General features: G+C 67.8%; 16 protein-coding genes. 4 read left to right on the top strand and 12 right to left on the bottom strand.

Annotated elements, in window-relative coordinates:
- The first annotated feature begins 25 nt into the window (after positions 1-25).
- Positions 26-2,113: an EAL domain-containing protein gene (locus tag FHT36_RS00135; RefSeq protein ID WP_169120007.1), complete on the top strand. Its 2,088-nt coding sequence runs from the start codon at positions 26-28 to the stop codon at positions 2,111-2,113.
- Between the two features lie 198 nt (positions 2,114-2,311).
- Positions 2,312-3,184 carry a bifunctional methylenetetrahydrofolate dehydrogenase/methenyltetrahydrofolate cyclohydrolase FolD gene (gene folD, locus FHT36_RS00140; protein ID WP_348644380.1) on the top strand — a complete coding sequence of 291 codons (873 nt, stop codon included), beginning with the start codon at positions 2,312-2,314 and terminating at the stop codon, positions 3,182-3,184.
- 59 nt (positions 3,185-3,243) lie between these two features.
- Here the strand turns inward: folD and FHT36_RS00145 are convergent, their stop codons facing one another.
- The 8 genes from FHT36_RS00145 to purC form a co-directional block, all read right to left on the bottom strand.
- Positions 3,244-3,501, bottom strand: a complete 258-nt coding sequence (locus FHT36_RS00145; protein ID WP_169120011.1) for a hypothetical protein — start codon at positions 3,499-3,501, stop codon at positions 3,244-3,246.
- 100 nt (positions 3,502-3,601) lie between these two features.
- Positions 3,602-3,940: a Grx4 family monothiol glutaredoxin gene (gene grxD, locus FHT36_RS00150; protein ID WP_169120013.1), complete on the bottom strand. Its 339-nt coding sequence runs from the start codon at positions 3,938-3,940 to the stop codon at positions 3,602-3,604.
- Between the two features lie 172 nt (positions 3,941-4,112).
- Positions 4,113-4,349: a BolA family protein gene (locus FHT36_RS00155; RefSeq protein WP_024278809.1), complete on the bottom strand. Its 237-nt coding sequence runs from the start codon at positions 4,347-4,349 to the stop codon at positions 4,113-4,115.
- Between the two features lie 31 nt (positions 4,350-4,380).
- Complete coding sequence (gene purL / locus FHT36_RS00160; protein ID WP_169121431.1) at positions 4,381-6,588, bottom strand: phosphoribosylformylglycinamidine synthase subunit PurL; 2,208 nt, start codon at positions 6,586-6,588, stop codon at positions 4,381-4,383.
- Between the two features lie 37 nt (positions 6,589-6,625).
- Complete coding sequence (gene purQ, locus FHT36_RS00165) at positions 6,626-7,324, bottom strand: phosphoribosylformylglycinamidine synthase subunit PurQ (RefSeq protein WP_169120015.1); 699 nt, start codon at positions 7,322-7,324, stop codon at positions 6,626-6,628.
- Positions 7,325-7,330: 6 nt separating this feature from the next.
- Positions 7,331-7,555: a hypothetical protein gene (locus FHT36_RS00170; RefSeq protein ID WP_169120017.1), complete on the bottom strand. Its 225-nt coding sequence runs from the start codon at positions 7,553-7,555 to the stop codon at positions 7,331-7,333.
- A 50-nt stretch (positions 7,556-7,605) separates the two neighbouring features.
- Complete coding sequence (gene purS, locus FHT36_RS00175; protein WP_169120019.1) at positions 7,606-7,848, bottom strand: phosphoribosylformylglycinamidine synthase subunit PurS; 243 nt, start codon at positions 7,846-7,848, stop codon at positions 7,606-7,608.
- 166 nt (positions 7,849-8,014) lie between these two features.
- The gene (gene purC / locus FHT36_RS00180) at positions 8,015-8,809 is read right to left on the bottom strand and encodes a phosphoribosylaminoimidazolesuccinocarboxamide synthase (RefSeq protein WP_169120021.1); all 795 of its coding nucleotides are present in this window, start codon (positions 8,807-8,809) and stop codon (positions 8,015-8,017) included.
- Between the two features lie 356 nt (positions 8,810-9,165).
- Between purC and FHT36_RS00185 the strand changes: the two genes are divergently transcribed.
- Entirely contained in the window at positions 9,166-9,489 is a 324-nt protein-coding gene (locus tag FHT36_RS00185; protein WP_169120023.1) for a DUF1476 domain-containing protein, read from the top strand.
- A 95-nt stretch (positions 9,490-9,584) separates the two neighbouring features.
- Here FHT36_RS00185 and rpsD read toward each other — a convergent pair whose 3' ends face one another.
- Both rpsD and FHT36_RS00195 read right to left on the bottom strand, forming a co-directional pair.
- Positions 9,585-10,202 carry a 30S ribosomal protein S4 gene (rpsD, locus tag FHT36_RS00190; protein WP_024278816.1) on the bottom strand — a complete coding sequence of 206 codons (618 nt, stop codon included), beginning with the start codon at positions 10,200-10,202 and terminating at the stop codon, positions 9,585-9,587.
- A 225-nt stretch (positions 10,203-10,427) separates the two neighbouring features.
- A complete protein-coding gene (locus FHT36_RS00195) occupies positions 10,428-10,988 on the bottom strand; it encodes a manganese efflux pump MntP family protein (RefSeq protein ID WP_169120025.1) in 561 nt (186 codons plus the stop codon).
- Between the two features lie 370 nt (positions 10,989-11,358).
- Between FHT36_RS00195 and FHT36_RS00200 the strand changes: the two genes are divergently transcribed.
- Entirely contained in the window at positions 11,359-12,066 is a 708-nt protein-coding gene (locus FHT36_RS00200; protein ID WP_246701962.1) for a type 1 glutamine amidotransferase, read from the top strand.
- Between the two features lie 181 nt (positions 12,067-12,247).
- On the opposite strand, the gene rimO is transcribed toward FHT36_RS00200, so the two are convergent.
- Together rimO and tyrS are read right to left on the bottom strand one after the other, a co-directional pair.
- On the bottom strand, positions 12,248-13,570 hold the full coding sequence (gene rimO / locus FHT36_RS00205; protein ID WP_169120027.1) for a 30S ribosomal protein S12 methylthiotransferase RimO: 1,323 nt from the start codon (positions 13,568-13,570) through the stop codon (positions 12,248-12,250).
- A gap of 336 nt (positions 13,571-13,906) precedes the next feature.
- Positions 13,907-15,157: a tyrosine--tRNA ligase gene (tyrS, locus tag FHT36_RS00210; RefSeq protein WP_169120029.1), complete on the bottom strand. Its 1,251-nt coding sequence runs from the start codon at positions 15,155-15,157 to the stop codon at positions 13,907-13,909.
- Positions 15,158-15,203 lie beyond the last annotated feature (46 nt).

A 15,203-nucleotide genomic window follows, 5' to 3' on the forward strand; every position in this document is an offset into this window, starting at 1 on the left:
CGGGCTGGCTGCGCTCGCGCTCCTGGTGGCGGGGCTCGTCGGCGTGTTCATCTATGCCGGCATGAAGCAGGACGAGAAGGCCGGCATGCGGGAGCGGCTGGCCCTCCTCGCGGCGCTGCAGGCCCATGAATCCCTCATCCAGCAGGCCATGGCCACCTCGGAAGACGAGAAGCAGGTGCTGACCCAGCTCGCGGCCGGCGACCTCGCCCGGCTGCACGAGCGCTTCGGCCGGCGGCTCAACGAGGGGTTCGGGCTCGAATTCATCTACATCACCGACGCCAACGGGGACGTGCTCTATTCGTCCGAGAACGGGAAGCCGGGGGAGCGTAAGGCCTACGCCTGGATCCGCCCCGCCGTCGCGCGGGCCTTGGCGGAGGGCCGCGCCGGCCGGGCCGGCCTCGTCGCCAGCAAGGACGGCGCCGGCATCCTGGTGGCGCGCCCGTTCACCGAGCGGACGGATGACATCAAGGCGCCGCAGCCGCTGGTGGCGGTGACGGTGGACCTGCTCGACGATTCGCTGCTCCAGAGCCTCGCCGCGCCCGCCCATCTGCACGACGTGCAATTGCGCACCGGGCGGGGGGCCACCAACCATCCCGACCGCGTCGGCACCGCTGTTCCCAATCTCTATGACGGCACCGAGGCCGAATTGGCCTGGCGCGGCGCGCAGCCCGGCCGGAGCCTGCTGCGCAATGCCCTGCCGGCGCTGGCGGTGCTCACCACGCTGCTCTCTGTGACCTTCCTCGTGATGATGTTCCGCGCCATGCGGGTCGCCGCCGTCCTCGCCGAAAGCGAGGCGCAGGCCCGCGAGATGGCCTCGCGCGATTATCTGACGGGCCTGTTCAACCGCGGCTATTTCATCGAGGCGCTGGAATCGGCGCTCGCGGGCTTGGCGTCCGACCAGCGGCTGGTGCTGCTCTTCATCGACCTCGACGACTTCAAGCTCATCAACGACACCGCCGGCCACGGCGCCGGCGACCTGCTGCTGAAGGCGGTGGCGGGCCGCATCGCCACCGCCATCGGCGAGCGTGGCGTGGTGGGGCGGTTCGGCGGCGACGAGTTCGTCGCCTTTTTCCCGGCCGCGCACCCCGGCGAAATCGACGAGGTACTCAATCGCCTGCGGGCGGAGCTGAAGCCGCCGGTTCCGGATGGCGCCGGGGAAATCCGCGTCTCGGCGTCCATCGGCGTCGCGGAGGCGCCGCAGGATGCGGTTTCCGCCAGCGACCTGATGCGGCGGGCCGACATTGCGCTCTACCGGGCCAAGGACACCGGCGGCGACACTCTCTGCCGCTTCGACACGCAGCTCGAGAGCGAGCGCAATGCCCGCCGCGAGATCGAAAGCGCCCTCGGCGGGGCGCTGGAGCGTGGCGAGCTGGTCATCTCCTATCAGCCGCAGGTGGACGTCGTGAGCGGGCGCGTGGTCGGCTTCGAGACGCTGCTGCGCTGGGATCATCCCCGGCTCGGCCGCCTGCTGCCGGCCCAGTTCATCGCCATGGCCGAGGAGATGCACATTATCGCCGGGCTGGACCTCTACGGCATGCGCCGCGCCTGCATCGAGGCGGCGGCCCTGCCGGGCATGTCAATCTCGGTGAACATCGCCCCCGCCACCATGAAGGCGCCGGACTTCGCCGAGCAGGTCGCGAGCATCCTCCAGGAGACTCGCTTCGATCCCGCGCGGCTGGAGATCGAGGTGCCCGAGACCATCGTGCTCAATACCGCGGCGGAGCTGAGCCGCACGTTCGAAGCGCTGCGCACGCTCGGGGTCGGCATCGCGCTCGACGATTACGGCACCGGCTACGCCTCGCTGCACCATGTCAGCCGCTTTCCCATCAGCCGCATCAAGATCGACCGCTCCTTCACGCTGAAGGCCTGCACCGATCCGGACGTGGCGGCGGTCATCGAGCACAAGCTCAAGCTCGCCCAGTCGCTGCGCATCAACGTGACGGCGGAGGGGGTGGAGACCCGGGAGCAACTGCGCTTCCTGCGCGCCATCGGGATGCCGACCGCGCAGGGCTACCTGTTCGCCCCGCCGCTCCCCATCGCCGCCGCCATCGACATGCTGCGCCGGCAGGACGAGACGCTGCAGGCCAGCGCGGGCGGCGCGGCGCGGGCCTGATCTTTCCATCAGGTAAGATAATTTTCTTTACACGAAATATCTGCGCGCTGTAAGCACCACAGCTGCGGCGTTCCGGCATGCATTTGGCCTTGCCTCAGCCGCCCCGCCTGCCGACAAGGACGGGGAAATTGCCGAACAGCAAGCGGAGCCGGCCTCGCCCAGCGCCGGTCTCCCGATGATTCCTGGGGGTGCTTCGTGATCGAGACCAAACCCATCGACGGCAAGGCCTTCGCGGCCGGCCTGCGCGCCCGCATCGCCGAGGAGGTGTCCGCCCTCAAGGCCAGCGCCGGCCTCACCCCCGGCCTCGCCGTGGTTCTGGTGGGCGAGGACCCTGCCAGCCAGGTCTATGTGCGCAACAAGGCGGCCCAGACGGCCGAGGCCGGCATGGCCTCCTTCGAGCACAAGCTGTCGGCCGAAACCCCGGAGGCGGACGTTCTCGCCCTCGTGGCGAAGCTGAACGCCGACCCGGCGGTGAACGGCATCCTCGTCCAGCTGCCGCTGCCGGCGCAGATCGACGCCACCAAGGTCATTGCCGCCATCGATCCCGCCAAGGACGTGGACGGCTTCCATGTGGTGAATGCCGGCCGTCTCGCGGTGGGTCTGGACGCGCTGGTACCGTGCACGCCGCTCGGCTGCATCATGCTGCTCAAGCACCATCTCGGCAGCCTCGCCGGCCTCAAGGCGGTGGTGGTCGGCCGCTCCAACATCGTCGGCAAGCCGGCGGCGCAGCTGCTGCTGAAGGAAGACTGCACCGTCACCATCGCCCATTCCCGCACCCGCGACCTGCCCGGCGAATGCCGCACGGCGGATATCCTGGTGGCGGCGGTGGGCCGGCCAGAGATGGTGCGGGGCGACTGGATCAAGCCGGGCGCGACGGTGATCGACGTGGGCATCAACCGGGTGCCGAAGGAAGACGGCAAGACGCGCCTCGTGGGCGACGTGGCCTATGCGGAAGCGCAGGGCATTGCCAGCCTCATCACGCCGGTTCCCGGCGGCGTCGGGCCGATGACCATCGCCTGCCTGCTGCAGAACACGCTGACGGCGGCGAAGCGGCAGAAGGGCCTCGCCTGAGGTCGCACGAAAAACCCCGGCGGTGTTGCGCCGCCGGCTATTGGCCGGGCAGGGGTGATCTAAAGCAGCCCGAGGGCCAAGGCGGCCAGCGCCGCGAGCGGCGGAAGCCATGCGAGCGCGATGCCCACATCGGGCCGGCCGCGCCGCCAGAACCAGAGACCGATCGCGGGCGGAATGACGAAGGTCGCCACCGCGCCGGCCCATTCCATCACGGCGTAAATTTCGCCCCGCGCACCCTCCGGCCCGCCGAAGACGAAGCCGGAAATGGCGATGAGCAGGATGACGACGCCGGCATCCGCCAGCAGCCCGAAAGCCATGGCGACCTTGAGCCCCCACCCCGCCACTTGCGGCGGCGGGAGCGGGGCCGGCGGCAAGGCCGCCTCAGGCGCCGATGGCGATGCGTTCACGCTGCTAGAATCAGCCGATGGCGCGGTCGCGAATGGCGACACCCTTCTCTTCCAGCAGCGGGACCAGCTCGCCCGACTGGAACATCTCGCGGACGATGTCGCAGCCGCCCACGAATTCGCCCTTGATGTAGAGCTGCGGGATGGTCGGCCAGTTGGCGTAGTCCTTGATGCCCTGGCGGATCATGTCGTTCTCGAGCACGTTCACGCCCTTGAAGGGGACGCCCACGTGGTCGAGAATCTGCACCACCTGGCCGGAGAAGCCGCACTGCGGGAACTGCGGCGTGCCCTTCATGAACAGCACCACATCGCCAGACTTCACGATGGCGTCGATATCGTCACGAATGCCCATGGTCTCAAATCCAATGTCTGCGGCCGGAAAGAAGGCCTTCCGCCGATAAAGATCGGCCCATGTGGTCCAAAGCGCAAGGGTGCAGGGCGCGACACGGCGGCGACACGCTTGCACAGGCGCGTGTTGGGGCGCCGCAATGGTGCGGCGCACGCGGTGCGTGGTGAGAGCCGCTCTATTCGGCGGGCGCGGAGGTCTGCAAGGCGAGGGCGTGCAGCACGCCGCCCATGTTCCCCTTGAGGGCGGCATAGACCATCTGGTGCTGCTGCACCCGGCTCTTGCCGCGGAACGAGGCCGAAACGATGCGGGCGGCGTAGTGGTCGCCGTCCCCAGCCAGATCCTCGATCACCACGGTCGCGTCGGGCAGCGCATCCTTGATGAGCTGCTCGATGTCGCGGGCATTCATGGGCATGGTCGAAACGTCCTTGCTGTGCGCGAAAGCGTCAGGACGAGGCGCCCATGTAGATGGGCAGCCACGTCTCGTGCCGATCCTTCAGCGATTCCACGACTATCGAGCGGTCGTCCGGCACGATCAAGCGGTCGCCGCCGGTCTTGCCGATCTTCATGACCGGCACGCCGGCCATCTCCGCCTTGTGGATCACCTCGGCGCCCTGGCCGGATGCGACGGTGACCACGTAGCGCGCCTGATCCTCGCCGAACCACCACGCATAGGGGTCCATGCCGTCCGGCGCGTCTTCCAGCGAGACGCCGATGCCGCTGGCCATGGCCATCTCGGCCAGCGCGACCAGGAGGCCGCCGTCGGAGACGTCATGCACGGCGGTGGCGACGCCATCGCGGATGAGGTTGCGTACGAAGTCGCCGTTGCGCTTCTCGGCGATGAGATCGACCGGGGGCGGGGCCCCTTCCTCGCGCTCGCACACGGTGGCGAGGAAGGCGGATGCGCCGAGCCAGCCCTTGGTCTTGCCGATGAGCAGCACCGGCTCGCCCGCCGCCTTGAAGTCCAGCGTCATGGTCTGGTCGAGATCCTCGATCAGGCCGACGCCGCCGATGGTCGGGGTGGGCAGGATCGCCTTGCCGTTGGTCTCGTTGTAGAGGCTGACGTTGCCGGAGACGACCGGGAAGTCCAGCGCCTCGCAGGCCGCGCCGATGCCTTTCACGCAGGCCACGAACTGGCCCATGATCTCCGGCTTCTCGGGATTGCCGAAGTTCAGGTTGTCGGTGACGGCGATGGGGGTCGCGCCCACGGCGGTCAGATTGCGCCACGCCTCGGCCACCGCCTGCTTGCCGCCCTCGAAGGGGCCGGCCTCGCAATAGCGGGGCGTCACGTCGGTGGTCATGGCGAGGGCCTTGGGCCCGTCATTCACGCGCACCACCGCGGCGTCGCCGCCCGGGCGCTGCACGGTGTTGCCGAGGATGAGGTGGTCGTACTGCTCCCACACCCAGCGCTTGGAACACAGGTCCGGCGAGGCGATGAGCCGCTCCAGCGCGTCCGCCACCGAGGCCGTGGTGCGCACGTCCGAGGGCAGGATCTCGGGGCGCGGGGCCGGCTCCTCGTAGGGGCGGCGGTATTCCGGCGCCTCGTCGCCCAGCTCCTTGATGGGGAGGTCGGCTTCCACGAGGCCCTTGTGCTTCACCACGAAGCGCAGGGTATCGGTGGTGTGGCCGACGATGGCGAAGTCGAGGCCCCACTTGCGGAAGATGGCCTCGGCCTCGTCTTCCTTGCCGTCGGCGATCACCATGAGCATGCGCTCCTGGCTCTCCGAGAGCATCATCTCATAGGCCGTCATGCCGGTTTCGCGGCAGGGCACGGCGTCGAGGTTCAGCTCCACGCCCAGGTCGCCCTTGGCACCCATCTCGACGGCGGAGCAGGTGAGGCCGGCGGCGCCCATGTCCTGGATCGCCACCACGCAGCCCGCCTGCATGATCTCGAGGCAGGCTTCCAGCAGCAGCTTCTCGGCGAAGGGGTCGCCGACCTGCACGGTCGGGCGCTTCTCCTCCGCGTCGGCACCGAACTCGGCCGAGGCCATGGTGGCGCCGTGGATGCCGTCGCGGCCGGTCTTGGAACCGAGATAGACGATGGCCCGGCCGACGCCGGTGGCCGCCGCATAGAAAATCTCATCCGTCTTCGCGAGGCCGACGGCCATGGCGTTGACGAGGATGTTGCCGTTGTAGCGCTTGTGGAAGCCCACCGAGCCGCCCACCGTGGGCACGCCGAAGGAATTGCCATAGCCGCCGATGCCGGCCACCACGCCGGCCAGCAGGCGGCGGGTCTTCAGATTGTGGCAGTCGCCGAAGCGCAGGGCGTTGAGCGCCGCGATGGGCCGCGCGCCCATGGTGAACACGTCGCGCAGGATGCCGCCCACGCCCGTTCCCGCGCCCTGATAGGGCTCGATGAAGGAGGGGTGGTTGTGGCTCTCCATCTTGAACACGACGGCGAGGCCGTCGCCGATGTCCACCACGCCGGCATTCTCGCCCGGTCCCTGGATGACGCGCTTGCCGGTGGTGGGCAGGGTGCGCAGCCAGACCTTGGAGGACTTGTACGAGCAGTGCTCGTTCCACATGGCGGAGACGATGCCGAGCTCCGTGATGGTCGGCTCACGGCCGATCAGTTTCACGAAGTGATCGTACTCCTCCGGCTTCAGGCCGTGCTCAGCGACGAGTTCCGGCGTGATGCGGGGGGTATTGGGAATGAGGTTCACGGGCGTCGATCCGAATTGAGGCCGCGGCTCACGCCGCCTTGAGGGCGCCGGCGAGGCTCTCGAAGAGGCCGCGTCCGTCGGTGGGGCCGATCTCCGGCTCGATGTAGTTTTCCGGGTGGGGCATCATGCCGAGCACGTTGAACTTCTCGGAATAGATGCCGGCGATCCCGTTGATGGCGCCGTTGGGGCCGTCCGTCTCGTCGATCTGGCCGTCGCGGCGCGCATAGCGGAAGGCCACGCGGCCGTCGCCCTCGATCCGCGCGAGGTTGGCCTCTGAGGCGGTGAAATTGCCTTCGCCGTGGGCCACGGGGATGCGGATCAGCTCGCCCTTGCGATAGGCCTTGGTGAAGGGAGTGTCGGCCCGCTCCACCCGGAGCAGCACCTCGCGGCAGACGAAGCGCAGGCGGGCGTTGCGCACCAGCACGCCGGGCAGCAGCCCCGCCTCGCACAGGATCTGGAAGCCGTTGCAGATGCCGAGCACCAGGCCGCCGCGGGCGGCGTGGGCGCGCACCGCGTCCATGATGTTCGCCCGCGCGGCGATGGCGCCGCAGCGCAGATAGTCGCCATAGGAGAAGCCGCCGGGCAGGACCACGAGGTCGGTGCCCTTGGGCAGCTCGTGCTCGGCGTGCCACACCACCTGGGGCTTGGCGCCGGCGACGAGCCGCAGCGCGCGCACGGCGTCCTGCTCACGATTGGAGCCAGGGAAGAGGATGACGGCTGGTTTCATGATCTCTCAGTGGATGCCGACGAGGCCGAGCCTGCGTTCGATGCGAGCGAGCCGCGCGTCACGGCCCGCGTGCATGCCGTATATGGTGTTCATGTCCTGCCCGACGGCCTGTCGGGGATCGCACCGGGCGATCACCTCTTCGCGAGCCGTCATGGCTCGCCGGCCGGGGGCTGCGTCCCGCGGGATCGACTTCGGAACCTCGATGAGAAGCTCGTTGGTGATCTCGGCCATCATGCCCTCTCGGCGGCCTTGCTCCCTGAAGCGGCCGCCAGAATATCACATCACTCGGCGAACTCGACCTTGTAGGTCTCGATCACGGTGTTGGCGAGGAGCTTGTCGCAGGCGTCCTTGAGGGCGCCCTCGGCGGCGGTGCGGTCGTTGCCGGCCAGCTCCACGTCGAACACCTTCCCCTGCCGCACGCTCTGCACGCCGGCCACACCCAGCGACCGCAGCGCGCCTTCGATGGCCTTGCCCTGCGGGTCGAGCACCGCCGACTTGAGGGTGACGATCACTCGGGCCTTCATGGAAACCTCGCCTTCATGGCACGCGCTTGCGCCCGCGCTGTTGCTTGCCTACCGCCGGGCATCGCCAAGCCCGTGCGGGGCTCAGCAACGCAAAACGGGGGCCGATCCGGCCCCCGCCTAGCACTTTTCGGGTAGAGGACTCAACGCCCCCGCCCGAATTGACGCCTCACTTCACGAGGACGGGACCCTTGCCCTGCGTCGGATCGTTCTCCATCAGGATCCCGAGCCGGCGCGCGACCTCGGTATAGGCCTCGACGAGGCCGCCCATGTCGCGGCGGAACCGGTCCTTGTCCATCTTGTCGTTCGACTTGATGTCCCAGAGCCGGCACGAATCGGGGCTGATCTCGTCAGCGACCACGATCCGCATCATGTCGTTCTCCCACAGGCGGCCGCATTCCATCTTGAAGTCCACAAGACGGATGCCGGCGCCAAGGAAGAGGCCGGACAGGAAGTCGTTGACGCGGATCGCGAGGGCGATGATGTCGTCGATTTCCTGGGTGGTGGCCCAGCCGAAGGCGGTGATGTGCTCTTCCGACACCATCGGGTCGTTGAGCGCGTCGTTCTTGTAATAGAACTCGATGATCGAGCGCGGCAGCTGGGTGCCTTCCTCGATCCCGAGGCGGGTCGAGATGGAGCCGGCGGCCACGTTGCGCACCACGATCTCAAGCGGGATGATCTCCACTTCCCGGATGAGCTGCTCGCGCATGTTCAGCCGGCGGATGAAGTGGGTCGGCACCCCGATGTCGTTCAGCCGGGAGAAGATGTACTCCGAGATCCGGTTGTTCAGCACACCCTTGCCGTCGATGACATCGTGCTTCTTCGCATTGAAGGCCGTGGCATCGTCCTTGAAGTGCTGAATAAGTGTGCCGGGCTCGGGTCCTTCATACAGGACTTTCGCCTTGCCTTCGTAGATTCGGCGGCGGCGGCTCATGGGGGTATACCGTCGATTGAGGAAATCCATGGGTTTGCCAAGGCTCCGTTCGTGTGACGCTCCTCGGCGGGGCCGGGGATGTCTGTTTCAAGGACATCCCAAGCCCGTTCGGACACTAGCCGATTGGACGGCTGGATACAACGCGCGTCCCGATGAGCCCGCCCGGGCCATCCCCTTGAAGAGGCGGGGGCGGCCATCTGGTCGCACGGTCGCAACGGGGCGCGGAGCTTTACTGACGTTGATCTAATATGAGGCGGGGGATATTCAAGGCGCGCGTGCGGACGACGGCTGCCCTTGCGTGAGCGCAGCGGCAACCCAAATCAGCCAGGTCCGCGCAGACAGATCAGGCCGGCCGCCGGCCGCCCATTCGCAGGAAGAGGGGTGCCATGACCACGTTCGACAAGCGCGAGGAAGGTTTCGAAAAGGCTTTCGCGCTCGACGAGGAGACGCGGTTCCGGGCGCTCGCCCGCCGCAACAAGAAGCTCGGCCTGTGGGCCGCCGAGAAGCTGGGTCTCTCCGGCGAGGAGGCTCTCGCTTACGCCAAGGCCGTCGTCGAGGCCGACCTTGAGGAAGCCGGTGACGAGGACGTGTTCCGCAAGCTGCGCGCCGACTTCGACGCCAAGCAGGTGGACGTCTCCGACCACCAGATCCGCCGCAACATGGACGAGTTCCTCGCCGCCGCCGCGGCCGAGGTGAAGTCCGGCAGCTGAGCCGCTAGGGTCTCCCGCCGCGTCGTCTGACGCGGCGGCCCAAACAAAAAGGCCGCCCGGTGGGCGGCCTTTTCTTTTTCGGGTCCCGCGCCGGATCAGCGCGAGTAGAACTCGACCACGAGGTTCGGTTCCATCTGGACCGGGTAGGGCACCTCGTTCAGCTCCGGGATGCGGGCGAAGCGCGCGGTGAGCTTGTGGGTGTCGAGCTCGATGTAGTCGGGCACGTCGCGCTCGGCGAGCTGCTGCGCCTCGATCACGATGGCGAGCTGGCGGGAGGCTTCCTTCACCTCAATCACGTCATCGACCTTCACGAGGTAGGACGGGATGTTCACGCGCTTGCCGTTCACCTTCACGTGGCCGTGGGAGACGAACTGGCGGGCGGCGAAGATGGTGGGCACGAACTTGGCGCGGTAGACCACCGCGTCCAGGCGGCGCTCCAGCAGGCCGATGAGGTTGGCGCCGGTGTCACCCTTGAGGCGGGAGGCCTCGACGTACACCTTGTGGAACTGCTTCTCGCCGATGGAGCCGTAATAGCCCTTCAGCTTCTGCTTGGCGCGCAGCTGCACGCCGAAGTCGGACAGCTTGCCCTTACGGCGCTGGCCGTGCTGGCCGGGACCGTACTCACGACGGTTCACCGGGCTCTTGGGGCGGCCCCAGATGTTCTCGCCCATACGGCGATCGATCTTGTGCTTGGCCGCAATGCGCTTGCTCATGTAACGCGGATCCCTGTTGGTTCGTTCGGGTTTGGATCGCGCCCCTCCTCTGCGAAATGGATGGAACACGAGGTTCCGGACCGTTCCGCCGACAGGCTCGCCCGGCGCGCTGCCTTGCGATGCCACGGGTGCGTGAAACGCCAAGCGGGCCATTCCCGGCCCGCAAAGGTGGCGGGTTCTTAGTCGCGAAAGCGTGGGGAGTCAACGCCGACCGGCATTTCTGCCTCAGGCGCTGAGATGTTCGATGAGGATCGTGGCGCCGATGGCGACCAATGCCACACCCGCGACGACCTCCGCAACCCGCCCGAAACGCGCGCCGACAAGCCGCCCCAGCAGCATGCCGCCGGACGACATGATGAAGGTGGTGAGGCCGATGGCGGCGGCGGTGATCCAGATGTTCACATCGAGGAAAGCGAGCGACACGCCCACAGCCATCGCATCGATGCTGGTGCCGACCGCCGTGGCGAGCAGAATCGGCAGGGACCGCCCGCGCGGTGCCTTTTCCTCCTCCCGCGCGAAGAAAGCGGAGGCGAGCATGTGCAGGCCGACGCCGCCGAGCAGGGCGAAGGCGATCCAGTGGTCCACCGCCTCCACATAACTGCTTGCGGCAAGCCCAGCCGCCCAGCCGATGACCGGCGTGGCGGCTTCGACGAGGCCGAACACCATGCCGGTACGCAGCGCCTCGGACACCCGCGGGCGGCCCATGGCGGCACCGCGCCCCACGCTGACGGCGAAGGCGTCCATGGACATGCTCATGGCGAGCACGAGAATCGTGGCAGGCGACATCAAAATTGTCCGGCGGAAGGGGAGGCTTGAGAACCCTGGCGCATCCGGCCCGTCCGCGCGCGAACCGGTGCGTCACGGTCTCGCCGGGCCGAAACGTTCGGCTGGTCGCGCCATGCGCTTTCCGCGCAAGCCTGTTGGCACGACCCCGCCTTGGTGCACTCCAAGGCGGTAGCTACTCCCCGATCGCGCCTCTGATAGCGGCTTGGCGGGTGGGGGGTAAACCCATGGGAAGGCACTCTTTAGCGCGACTAACTCGCATTCGCGTTTTGCCTGTGAGGAAATCTGGTTGCGGGGCTGTGGCGTGGCGGTTCACTATCAAGGCACCGCCCGTCGCACGTCCGACGGTCGCGTCGTTCATGGAGGCCATCCCTTGAAAGTCCTCGTCTTCCAGCATGTCGCCTGCGAGCACCCCGGCCGCTTCCGCGAGTTCATGCAGGCCGACGGCGTGGAATGGCACGCCGTGGAGCTGGACGAGGGCGAGCCCATCCCGGCCTTCGACGATTTCGCCGCCCTCATGGTGTTCGGCGGGCCCATGGACGTGTGGCAGGAGGAAGAGCTGCCCTGGCTCGTCGCCGAGAAGGCCGCCATCCGGGACTGGATGGGCACCGGCAAGCCCTATCTCGGCGTCTGCCTCGGCCACCAGCTCCTCGCCGATGCGCTGGGCGGCAAGGTCGGCCTCATGCCCCGGCCGGAAGTGGGCGTGACCGACGTATCGCTGACGGCAGCCGGGCGCGAATCTCCCCTGTTCAAGAACCTCGGCCCGACCTTCCCGACCCTCCAGTGGCACGGCGCGGCGGTGCTGGCCCTGCCGCCGGGCGGGGTGGTGCTCGCCGAGAACGAGCATTGCGCCATCCAGGCGCTGCAGGTGGGGGAGAAGGCGTTCGGCATCCAGTATCACGTGGAGCTGACCGACGAGACGGTGCCGGAATGGGGCGTGATTCCCGAATACCGTTGCGCGCTGGAGGCCATCACCGGGGCCGGCGGGCAGGCGTTGCTCGAGGCTGCGACCAAGGAGCGGATGCCGCTCTTCGCGTCGGCGGCGGAGCAGCTCTACCGCAACTTCAAGGCGACGTGGTGAGGGGCGCCCCTCCCCCCTCGCGGAAAGGTGCCCCTTTTTGGTCATCGCCCGGCTTGTCCGGGCGATCCACGGCTGGGCTGGTTCGGGCCTACTAGGTAGCGCGCGGGCGGATGGGTGGATCGCCCGGACAAGCCGGGCGATCCACCCAATCGAAGGAAGACCGGCCGGGGGAATTCTCTGTTCAGAACCCCACGGCCGTGCCGGTGAGGTCGTAGGGCCCTGCGGCCTCAATCTTCACCGTGGCGATCTCGCCCACGCGCAGCGGGCGACGGGAGAAGACCTTCACCGTACCGTCGATCTCCGGCGCGTCGCCCTTGGTGCGGCCGATGGCGCCTTCGGGCGACACGGAGTCGATGATGACCTGCTGGCGGGTGCCGACCTTCTTCTTCAGCCGGCGGGCCGAGACCTTCTGCTGGGTGCGCATGAAGCGGTCGTAACGGTCCTGCTTCACCTCGTCCGGCACCGGATCGGGCAAAGCATTGGCGTCCGCCCCGCGCACGGGCTCGAACTTGAAGGCGCCGGCGCGGTCGATCTCGGCCTCTTCCATGAAGGCCAGAAGCTCCTCGAACTCCGCTTCCGTCTCGCCGGGGAAGCCGACGATGAAGGTTGAGCGCAAGGTGAGGTCCGGCACCGCCTGCCGCCACGCCTGGATGCGGGCAAGGGTCTTTTCCTGCGAGGCCGGGCGCTTCATGCGCCTCAGCACGGTGGGGCTCGCATGCTGGAAGGGGATGTCGAGATAGGGCAGCACCTTGCCGGCGGCCATCAGCTCCATCACCGCATCCACGTGCGGGTAGGGATAGACATAGTGCAGGCGCACCCAGGCGCCGAGGTCGCCCAGCGCTGAAGCGAGGTCGAGGAAGCGGGTCGCCACTTCCTTGTCGCCCCACTGGCTCGGCGCATAGCGCAGGTCCACCCCATAGGCGGAGGTATCCTGCGAGATGACGAGGAGTTCCTTCACCCCCGCCTTTACCAGCCGCTCGGCCTCGCGCAGCACATCGGCGGCGGGGCGGGAGACGAGGTCGCCGCGCAGCTTGGGGATGATGCAGAAGGTGCAGCGGTTGGAGCAGCCTTCGGATATCTTGAGATAGGCGTAGTGGCGGGGCGTGAGCTTCACGCCCTGCTCGGGCACGAGATCGAGGAAGGGATCGTGCTGCGGCGGCACCGCCTCGTGCACGGCGGCGAGCACGCTCTCGTACTGCTGCGGGCCGGTAATGGCGAGGACGCTGGGATGCACCTCGCGGATCTGCTCGGGCTCGGCGCCCATGCAGCCGGTGACCACCACCTTGCCGTTCTCCGCCAGCGCCTCGCCGATGGCGGAGAGGCTTTCTGCCTTGGCGCTGTCGAGGAAGCCGCAGGTGTTGACGATGACGAGGTCCGCGCCCTGATGGGTCTTCGTCAGCTCGTATCCCTCGGCGCGCAGGCGCGTGACGATGCGCTCACTGTCCACCAGCGCCTTCGGGCAGCCGAGGGAAACGAAGGAGATGCGCGGCGCGGGCTCGGCCATGGGGAGGCAGGTTCTTTCTGAAGCATTTTCGAGCGAAGTGGGTACCGGTTCGCGTGAAGAAAATGCGTTGAAACAGGTGGCTACGTCAGCGCGACGGGGCCGTCAACGCTGCGCCCAATGACCGGCCTTTGTGGCCGAAGGAGGGAGGACGAGTTCCCCGGACCAGCGACGGCGAAGCCGGAGCGCCGAGCCGGGGTCCAGGGGAAAGGTCGGCGAAGCCGGCGACACTCTGGAAGATCCCCGGGATCAGGCCGCCTTCGGCGAGATGTTGCGCTGGGCCACGGCGCTCCTTGCGCTCCGCTCCAGTCGTCCGAGGCAAGAGGCCGGCCCCGCGCCTCACACCGGCTTCAGCAGCACGTGCTTCTTCTTGCCCATGGAGAGCTTCACCACGCCCTCGGGGGTGAGCGCGGCAAGGTCGATGGACGCCTTCTCGTCGGTCACGGCGGCGTCGTTCACCCTGAGGCCCCCGCCCTTGATCTGGCGGCGCGCCTCGCTGGTGGAAGCGACGAGGCCGGCCTCCACGAAGGCGTTGGCGACGGGAAGGCCCGCCTCCAGCTTCGCCCGCGGCAGCTCCACGGTGGGCAGGTCCACGGCCAGCGCGCCCTGCTCGAAGGTGGTGCGGGCGGTCTCCTTCGCCTTCTCGGCGGCCTCGCGGCCGTGCAGGAGCGCGGTCGCCTCGGTGGCGAGCACCTCCTTGGCGATGTTGATCTCCTGCCCCTGAAGTGCGGCGAGGCGGGCGATCTCGTCCAGCGGCAGTTCGGTGAAGAGCTTCAGGAACCGCTCCACGTCCGCATCGCCCGCATTGCGCCAATACTGCCAGTACTCGTAGGGGCTCAGCAGGTCGGCATCGAGCCACACGGCGCCGCCGGCGGTCTTGCCCATCTTGGCGCCGGAGGAGGTGGTGAGCAGCGGGGTCGTCAGCGCGAAGAGGTCGGCGCCGTGCATGCGGCGGCCCAGCTCCATGCCGTTGACGATGTTGCCCCACTGGTCGGAGCCGCCCATCTGCAGCATGCAGCCGTGGCGCCGGTTCAGCTCCACGAAGTCATAGGCCTGCAGGATCATGTAGTTGAATTCGAGGAAGGTGAGCGGCTGCTCACGCTCAAGGCGCAGCTTCACCGAATCGAACGTCAGCATCCGGTTGATGGTGAAGTGCGGCCCCACCTCGCGCAGCAGGGGGATGTATTTCAGCTCGTCCAGCCAGGCCGCGTTGTTTTCCATGATCGCGCCGCCGTCGAAATCGAGGAAGCGCGCGAAGACCTTGCGGATGGACGCGATGTTGTCCGAAATCTGCTGGTCCGTCAGCATCTTGCGGGCTTCGTCCTTGCCGGACGGGTCGCCGATCTTGGTGGTGCCGCCGCCCATGAGCGCGATCGGCCGGTGGCCGGTGCGCTGGAGGGTGCGCAGCATCATGATGGAGAGCAGGTGCCCCGCATGCAGGCTCGATGCGGTGGCGTCGAAGCCGATATAGGCGGTGATGGGCCCTTCCGCGGCCTTGGCATCGAGGCGCTCGAGGTCCGAGCACTGGTGGATGTAGCCGCGCTCGGAGAGGGTGCGCAGGAAGTCGGAGCGGAAGGAAGGAGAAGTCATCACGCAGATTCAGGCTTGAGGCTGGCGCTCACGCGCCGGAAAGGAG

It is taken from the genome of Xanthobacter sp. SG618 (assembly GCF_012932745.1).
In the GTDB taxonomy this organism is placed as follows: domain Bacteria; phylum Pseudomonadota; class Alphaproteobacteria; order Rhizobiales; family Xanthobacteraceae; genus Xanthobacter; species Xanthobacter flavus.

Coding starts and splice junctions, on each gene's coding strand:
- FHT36_RS00145 (WP_169120011.1), bottom strand. CDS start 3,501: ATGGCTTTCGGGCTGCTGGCGGATGCCGGCGTCGTCATCCTGCTCATC.
- grxD (WP_169120013.1), bottom strand. CDS start 3,940: ATGGGCATTCGTGACGATATCGACGCCATCGTGAAGTCTGGCGATGTG.
- FHT36_RS00155 (WP_024278809.1), bottom strand. CDS start 4,349: ATGCCCATGAATGCCCGCGACATCGAGCAGCTCATCAAGGATGCGCTG.
- purQ (WP_169120015.1), bottom strand. CDS start 7,324: ATGAAACCAGCCGTCATCCTCTTCCCTGGCTCCAATCGTGAGCAGGAC.
- FHT36_RS00170 (WP_169120017.1), bottom strand. CDS start 7,555: ATGGCCGAGATCACCAACGAGCTTCTCATCGAGGTTCCGAAGTCGATC.
- purS (WP_169120019.1), bottom strand. CDS start 7,848: ATGAAGGCCCGAGTGATCGTCACCCTCAAGTCGGCGGTGCTCGACCCG.
- purC (WP_169120021.1), bottom strand. CDS start 8,809: ATGGATTTCCTCAATCGACGGTATACCCCCATGAGCCGCCGCCGCCGA.
- FHT36_RS00185 (WP_169120023.1), top strand. CDS start 9,166: ATGACCACGTTCGACAAGCGCGAGGAAGGTTTCGAAAAGGCTTTCGCG.
- rpsD (WP_024278816.1), bottom strand. CDS start 10,202: ATGAGCAAGCGCATTGCGGCCAAGCACAAGATCGATCGCCGTATGGGC.
- FHT36_RS00195 (WP_169120025.1), bottom strand. CDS start 10,988: ATGTCGCCTGCCACGATTCTCGTGCTCGCCATGAGCATGTCCATGGAC.
- rimO (WP_169120027.1), bottom strand. CDS start 13,570: ATGGCCGAGCCCGCGCCGCGCATCTCCTTCGTTTCCCTCGGCTGCCCG.
- tyrS (WP_169120029.1), bottom strand. CDS start 15,157: ATGACTTCTCCTTCCTTCCGCTCCGACTTCCTGCGCACCCTCTCCGAG.